A 7,582-nucleotide genomic window follows, 5' to 3' on the forward strand; every position below is an offset into this window, starting at 1 on the left:
GTCCTGCTCGATCTCTGCACGAATCGCCGCCGCTCGCTGATGGTTCCGCATCGGGTGCTCCCTTCGGGGCACCAGCGTCGGAGGAGCGAGCCGTCGGTGTCAGGACGGGGGTGGGCGAGGTGGTACGGAGCTTCGCGATCATGGCGTACGCAGGGCTCCGGCCGAACGAGGTGCGGGCGCTGCGGCGTCGAGACATGCGGCTACGGCGGGAGTCCGGGGAGGCAGTGGGCGGGTTTCTCGCGGTGCGGGAAGGGTGGTCGCACGGGGAGACGCATACGCCGAAGACCGGGGTGCGGGAGGTTCCCGTCGTGCCGGCGCTGGCGCGGTTGCTCGGTCCGATCGAGGAGGGGCCGCGGGATGGGCATGTGGCGCTGAATGAGCGCGGGAAGCCGTGGGGGCAGTACGGGCTGGATCAGGCTTTCGAGCGGGTGAGGAAGCGGGCGGGGCTCGAAGGGTGGTCGGTGTATTGCCTGCGGCATTATGCGATCACGGCGTGGCTCAGGGCCGGGGTGCCGGTGCACGTGGTGCAGAAAATGGCAGGGCACAAGCATCTGTCGACGACGCAGAGGTATGTGCACTATCTGAAGGAGGATCTCGAGGAGGCGGGGAGGCGGTTGGCGAAGGTGATGGGGTAGGGGCCGGACAATGAGCAAACGGCTGCGGGGCCGGCGTGTGTCTGGGGCTAATCAGACATTAACCGGCGTGCAGCAATATACCGCATAGCTACCTTAGTTGCGATCGGCACGCTCTTGTGTACCGGCGGAAGGGTCGGCAGAGCCGAGAGGTTGTTGAGCTTATTGTCGTCCTTTAGTGTGCGCGTAATTCGCGCACCGTCGTTTCTCTCCACGGTACCAACTTCGGCGGGATCCGTCCCATGCTTATCGTAAACCACGAGTTTCGCCTCCCCGTCGTCGATTAGCTTGGCGGCGTCTTCGTTCGGCATGAACACGAGGGGGTAGGTCGAATACCTGCCCTTGACGCGCTTTGCTTCCTCGAATTCAGTAACCCCTCTATCTTCCGGTGAGGTCAGGAGCAAGCCCACGTGCGCGATTGCACCGGCTGAATCTCTCTGCACGCAAACCACGGGAATTGTTACAGGCGTCGTCGGCATCTCGTCCCTCCTCAGCTCACGCCACGCTTGGGCGGTTCGTCGGATGGGATCAGAGAACAGCGACCGGTGTCAAGAGGGTAAAGGGCAGGCTCCGTGTGATCGTGGCGGTTGCGAGAATTCTGCCGAGCAGGCTTCTGCCGCCTTCCCTGTGGGAATGGGCCACGCGAGACTCCTTTGGCTTAGTGATGCATCTTCGTCTCATCGGACGGGATATTCGGCCTGACCTTGAAGTGGCCAGGATTCTCCTCATCATCCACGAACGAGCTGCGATTGGCCAGGCTGAGGTGCATGTACCCATGCTCCTTCTCGCCCGGGGTGCTCATCTCGAAGCCGAGGTGTGACCAGTATTCCTCGTCCTGATCGGATTCAACGGGCACGACCACCAGCTCGCATCCTTGGCCCAGCGTATCCGCGAGGCTTCGCACGACGGCGAGCTCGATGTTGCGGCCCTCGAAAGCGGGCTCGACGTGGACCTCGTCGATGTACAGCAAATCGCGGCCCATCCCTTCGGCGAGCTCGGGCTTGAACCAATCGGTCTGCTCGTCGAAGTAGATCGAGTAGAGCGCCTCCAGATCACCGCTATCGGCGTCGAGCACGTCGAGGAGGGATTCCTCGTTGTCGAGGACTTTGCCCACGTGGACAAGGGCGGCTCTCGCCTGGCCGATCGGCTTCTCGATCGGACCGGAATCGTCCTCGTCGAGGATGGCGATATGCAGCCACGTGACGAGGCCGAAGTCGACGTTGGGCCGGCCGAGCGGGATCTCCGCGGAGACTCGGATGCGCATGGGTTTGTCGTCGTCCAGTTGGGCGCGGGCGTCAAGTCCCGAGCGGTCTGGCAGGCGCGGGCAGGAAAACTCCGGGTCGCGAGCGGGCTGGGCTCGTGCTATGGTCGCGGCATCGCAGAAGTGCCCGATCGGCCTGGGAAAGGCACCAGGTCATGACGGTACGACGAGAACAACGGCGGGGAGGATCCCGCCTGGTCATTGACATCCCCTACGTGAACAAGAATGGCGTGAAGACACGCTACCGCAAGGACGCGCCCATCCAGACGATGGTCGCCGCCCGCGCGGAAGAACGGCGCATCGTCGCGCTCATCGCGCAGTACGGTGAGCCCGTCGAGCTGGAGGCCCCGGTCTCGGAGGCGAAGGAGGAGGCCCCCTCCCCTGCTGCTCCCCCGAACTCACCTCCGTCGCCCGACCCTTCCCCGCCGTCTCCACCGCCCGTCCCGACGAGGAGCTTTTCCGACGTCGTCGCCGAGTACCGCGCCACCTTCATGTTGACCGACCTGAAGGTCTCGACCCGGCGCGGATACCGCTCGGTCCTCGATGCCATCCTGCTCCCTCGGTTCGGCGCGCTCCCGCTCACGAGCATCGATCAAGCTTCCGCAGCGGCGCTCGACCTCGAACTCTCGCAGCGGAAACGGACGCAGGGCACGCGCAACAACGTGCAGATCGTCCTCCGCTCGGTGCTTCGTTTCGCCACCTCTCGCGGCTACCTCGCCGACGCGCCCAAGGGCCTCCCGCGCCTCAAGCCGGTCGGCCAGACCATCCTCGAGATCCCCACGGACGCGGACGTCCAGGCGATCCTCGCGGCCGCGGTCGAGTCCCATCGCCGCAGCTTCGCCCTCATGGCGTACGCCGGACTCCGTCCCAACGAAGTCCGCGCGCTACGCCGCCGAGACGTGCGGCTGCGATGGGAAGGTGGCGGGGCGGTGGGCGGGTTCCTCAGCGTGCGCGAGGGCTGGTCGTACGGCGAGACGCACACGCCGAAGACTGGGCAGCGCGAGATCCCGATCGCGCCGCCGCTCGCACGGCTCCTCGGTCCGGTCGAGCAAGCCCCACGCGACGCGCACGTCGCGCTGAACGAGCGCGCGAAGCCGTGGGGGCAGTATGGGCTCGATCAAGCGTTCGAGCGCGTGCGGAACCGGGTCGGGCTGGAGGACTGGAGCGTGTACTGCCTGCGGCACTACGCCATCACGGCGTGGCTCCGCGCCGGCATCCCCGTGCACGTCGTCCAGCGGATGGCGGGGCACCGGAACCTGTCCACGACCCAGCGGTACGTGCACCACCTGAAGGAGGACCTCGAGGAGGCCGCCCGGCGGCTCGTGGGGTTCACGGAAGGCCGGTGAAACGGCCGTGGAAACGGGTTTGGAAACGGATCCGGGGCGCCGTGGCAACGGGCGTGGCAACAGCGTGGAAACGGGGTCTCAGGGACCGGGCGGGGCGGCGCGGTAGGAAGCGCTAACCCCGCGAAATCATTGGGCACCCCCGGCAGGAATCGGACCTGCGACCTTCGGTTTAGGAAGTCGGAGCCATATCGAACGAAATCAATCAGTTACCGATCAAAATGGATGGATCGTGGATATATCCCGCCGAGCAGTCGATGGCCTCGCCGCCGTCGCCCTCGGGGGACCGGATGCCGCGCCCGAAGTAATGAAGACACTCGCCGCCGTCGCGAAGGCTCCCGAGCTCGGCGCAGACCTAACCGCGCGAGCGGTTGACGCACTCGCCGCCGTTGCCGCGGGGGGCCCGGATGCGTGGCGGAAGGTGACCGAAGTCCTAGCCGCCGTAGCGAAGGCCGCGAGCGAGATCGGAGCGGAGAGAGCCACCGGAACGGATCGCCGCTAAGCCACCTCGGCGTAACGCGTTCGGTTCTATCCGGACGAACCGCTCGACCTCGCCCCGAGCCCCGCCAGGGCAAACGGCGCTTGCCTGTCCCGCCAGACGGAGCGTAATCTGGCGCCCGTCTCCCATGCGCCGCCTCCTCCCGCTTGCCGCTGCGACTTGCGCGCTCGCCCTCGCGTCGAGCGCAGCCGCCGCACCGAAGCACAAAATTGCGTTCCGTCTCGACTACGACGCCCCGGACGCCTCGACGGGCTGCCCGGACGCCGAAGAGCTCGCCTTGATGATGGCGGCCGAGTTTGGATACGTGGTTGTCCGGACCGACGTCCCGACCGTCCTTCGTGTCGACGTGCGTCGTGTTGGGAAAGACTTCGAGGCCGAGTTATCGGCCCCCGATCCCTCGGGTAATGGGAAGGAGTGGCGCTGGCGCACGGACAAGCAGGGGACATGCCGCGAGCTCGCCTACGACATGGCTTCCCTCGTTCGGCTCGCTTTCGGGCCGCGCGCGTGGGGAAGCGAGACGCCTCCGCCCATGCTCGCGGCTCCCCCGGACATCGAGGTGGGCAGGCCGGAGATCCACCCCGTGGCGTTCCGCATGCCGGAGTTCCTGGCCATGATCGCCCCGGGATCCGCGGGCCCAACCTCGCCGGGCACGCCCGAGGGGACGCCGGTCCAGGTAGCCGCAGCCCTCGGGCCCGTAGTCGTCCCATATGGCCTGCCAAGCTTTGCGGTGGGAGGGCAGGGGATGCTGGAGGTTCGATGGCCGAGGTTCGCCCTAGCAGTGGACATGCGCGGAGTCGTCACCCCCGCATCGGGCATCGGGGATCGAAACGTTCCGGCGCGGACGTCGCTCTGGTCTGGGACGATCCTGCCGTGCGCGCGGGCCAGCATCGTGGACATCTGCGCCGCCGCGTCGATCGGGCGCACCACGTTTCACCTCGACGCGCCCGGGAAGCTTGGCCTTTCCGACGGTGTATCGGTTGGGTTCGGCGCGCGAGTTGCGGCTCGTTGGACATTCGCCGAGCGGTACGCGGCCCTCTTCTTCGTTGATGCGGTTGCGGATTTGCGAAGCGTTGTTGTCGAATCAGCCATTGCGGAAACCGGCCAGACAGTGGAGGACTGGCGATCTCCTCCCGTACGTCTTGGCCTTGGAGCACTCTTTTCGTTCGAGTTGACGAAGTAGCGCTGGAGTAGCCATGCAAGCACCCTTGAAAAAGGCAACCGTCCTCGTTCCGCTGCTGGGGCTAACGCTTGGATCCTTGCTCCATGGATGCGCGGACGCGCGCAACGTCATCGAGTGGTACGACGCGGGAGATACCTCGGGAGGAGGGGGAGACGCAGACGCGGGCACCGACGCAGACAACGAAGACGCCGACGGTGGCCCAAGTACCAACGGGGGGGACGGCGGGTGTGAGATCGTGTGCGAGGACGACTGCGTGCCCCTTCGCCCGGGGGATTTCTCGTATCCCCTCCTCGCGTGGATCGGGCCAGACGAAACCTCTGCGCCACCATGCCCCGGCGCCGCACCCGTCGAGCAATTCGTCTGGCATGGCGATCCCATCGTATCGCCTGCCGATTGCGGGGAATGCACGTGCGGCCCCTCGTACGGCTTTTGTTCGCTCCCTTCGAGCATCGTAGCCCATACCGCTCCCTGCGCCTCCGCCGAGGGAGCCGCCGCGACGCCCATGGATCCCCCCGAGTATTGGGATGGCTCGTGTGCGGCGGACAACGCAATCCCCGCCGGCTCGTGCGGCACGGGCCCGCCTTGCATTCAGTCCGTGACCATCGGACCGCTCGTGATCACGGACGAGGCGTGCAGCGCTTCTGGCTCCTCCGCGGCATCCCTGGACGCGCCATCCTGGGGGCAATTCGCCCGGCTCTGCGAAGGCATCACCTCGACCGGATACGCCGGATGTAGCGCTGCCGAGCTCTGCGTCCCCCTGGCGCCAGACGGCTTCCGACAGTGCGTCCAGCGGTCCGGGATTCACGACTGCCCCGCCGAGGGGTACACGGTGAGGTTCGTCTTCTACGAAGATTTCAAGGACACCCGTGTTTGCTCGGCTTGCACGTGCGGCGCGCCGGAGGGAAGCGCGTGCGTGTCGTCGATCGCCCTTTACGCGGATGCGGCATGCACCAGCCCGGTCGTTGCCGAGGAGGTTTCATCGGACAGCCCCACGTGCCTCGACCTCACGACGCCCGGGCAGGCCCTCGGCGCGAAGAGCGCGACCGCGTTCGTCTACCACTCCGGAACCTGCCAGGCCCACGGGGGCGAGCTCCTCGGCGCCGTCGAGCTCCTCGGGCCCCGCACCCTTTGCTGTGTCCCCTGATTGGAGGCTCCACCCATGAACGAGGAACGAAACCAGCGCCTCAAGCTCCTCGCGACGCACCAGCGCAAGATCGAAAACTGGCTCCGAAACCGCCACGTTCCTGCGCAGGACATGCCCGATCTCTGCCATGACATCTACGTCCGGACCCTTCACCAGCTCGAGGGGAAGGAGATCACGGACAAACTCGGCGGGCTCTTGCACCTCAACATGCGTAGCGTCGTCTCGGAGTACCGCGAGCGCGGGAAGACGCGGAACAAACCGGCTCCGCTCATCGAAATCGAGGACGTGGCCCCGTCGGATCCCGAGCAAGAAGCCTACGAACGAGAGAAGAACAGAGCCCTCGACGCCGCCTTGCACAAGCTCCCCACGCGACAACAAGAGGTTGTCCGCGCGACGTACGTCGATGGATTGCCCGTGGAGCAGGTCGCCGAGAGCTTCGGGATATCCGCCGCGACGGTCTACCGAGAGCTCGCCGCCGCGCTAGCCCAGCTCCGCCGCGAGCTCGAACGCCTCGGCATCAGGAGCCCGCTCGTCCTTCCGTTCCATTCGCAGGACATCATGCACGAGGGGAGCGTTGGCGAGGCGTGGTCGAGCGCTGCCAGGCCGCGCCATGAGCCGGACCCCCGCCGCTGGTCCCACGTGCCGACGTTCCTTGGCGGTGCCGGCGCAGGCGCGCTCATCGTCTTCCTTCTCCTCCGCCGCGCCACGACGCTCGCCGAGCTCCCGCCGGTTGTCGTGAACGTCGCCGCGACGAGCGAGCGCACCGTGCCGGCCGGCATCATCGAGCAACTCGCGCCGCCCGTCTGTCCGGAGCCAGTCGCGCCGCAGGGCCCTCCGCCGCCCGGACCAGCCCCCGCGTCCGACCAGGCGAAGAGCAACCCGCGGCCCCGCCTCCTCGCCCAGGCGTGCGACCGCGCGCTGGAGCGAGGCGACCACGAGGAAGCGAAGCGGATTTGTCCCCTCGTCACGGGAGCCTTGGGCGCGGTCCTCGCCGACCGGGAAGCGAGTCGGGGCGCGAAGTAGGCCGCCCCACCCGCTTTTTTTCACCCGGCATGACGATTTGTTGAGAGCCGGAGCCGCGTCGACCTCATTCCATGGATGAGAACGCGACGACGAGGCCGCCGCGCGCAACCCTACCCATTTACGGGCGACCATAGGGCCAGCGCGGACGCCTCTGCGTCGACGTCTCATTTCGCCCCACGTCGTGGCTTGGCGCTGGGTGTGCTCCATTCGCGGGCCAGGTGTTTGTTGCACACCCAGCGTCAAGCCATGGCTCCCACGCTGGGAGGAACCATGGCCACCCATCAACTCGCCGAGGCCCGTGCCGCGGACGAAGACGCCGAACCTACGCCCGCCTCATTCCGAATCCCCGAGCCGCCGCTATCCGGCTTACGCCCTAGCAGCCCGTGGATCTACGAGCCCCCGATCGCGACCCCAACACCGTGCATTTCATACGGATACATCCCGCGCCACGTGGTCCGGGAAAACCGTGCCAGCCGGCTCGGCATACCCCGTACCAGAGC

At 66.8% G+C, this 7,582-nt stretch carries 7 protein-coding genes; 5 read left to right on the top strand and 2 right to left on the bottom strand.

The window, feature by feature from the left end; translation table 11 throughout:
• The first annotated feature begins 140 nt into the window (after positions 1–140).
• On the top strand, positions 141–635 hold the full coding sequence (locus QHF83_RS52355; protein ID WP_282425705.1) for a site-specific integrase: 495 nt from the start codon (positions 141–143) through the stop codon (positions 633–635).
• Positions 636–682: 47 nt separating this feature from the next.
• On the opposite strand, the gene QHF83_RS52360 is transcribed toward QHF83_RS52355, so the two are convergent.
• Entirely contained in the window at positions 683–1,111 is a 429-nt protein-coding gene (locus QHF83_RS52360) for a DUF3892 domain-containing protein (RefSeq protein WP_282425706.1), read from the bottom strand.
• A gap of 179 nt (positions 1,112–1,290) precedes the next feature.
• Entirely contained in the window at positions 1,291–1,896 is a 606-nt protein-coding gene (locus QHF83_RS52365; protein WP_282425707.1) for a hypothetical protein, read from the bottom strand.
• A gap of 152 nt (positions 1,897–2,048) precedes the next feature.
• Between QHF83_RS52365 and QHF83_RS52370 the strand changes: the two genes are divergently transcribed.
• The 4 genes from QHF83_RS52370 (at position 2,049) to QHF83_RS52385 (ending at position 7,082) form a co-directional block, all read left to right on the top strand.
• Entirely contained in the window at positions 2,049–3,239 is a 1,191-nt protein-coding gene (locus tag QHF83_RS52370) for a site-specific integrase (RefSeq protein ID WP_282425708.1), read from the top strand.
• A gap of 623 nt (positions 3,240–3,862) precedes the next feature.
• Positions 3,863–4,915, top strand: a complete 1,053-nt coding sequence (locus QHF83_RS52375) for a hypothetical protein (protein WP_282425709.1) — start codon at positions 3,863–3,865, stop codon at positions 4,913–4,915.
• A 502-nt stretch (positions 4,916–5,417) separates the two neighbouring features.
• Positions 5,418–6,059 carry a hypothetical protein gene (locus QHF83_RS52380; RefSeq protein ID WP_282425710.1) on the top strand — a complete coding sequence of 214 codons (642 nt, stop codon included), beginning with the start codon at positions 5,418–5,420 and terminating at the stop codon, positions 6,057–6,059.
• 15 nt (positions 6,060–6,074) lie between these two features.
• Positions 6,075–7,082, top strand: coding sequence for a sigma-70 family RNA polymerase sigma factor (locus QHF83_RS52385; RefSeq protein ID WP_282425711.1), 1,008 nt, complete (start codon positions 6,075–6,077; stop codon positions 7,080–7,082).
• The last annotated feature ends 500 nt before the right edge of the window (positions 7,083–7,582 follow it).

It is taken from the genome of Polyangium sp. 15x6, from assembly GCF_029960785.1.
GTDB lineage: Bacteria > Myxococcota_A > Polyangia > Polyangiales > Polyangiaceae > Polyangium.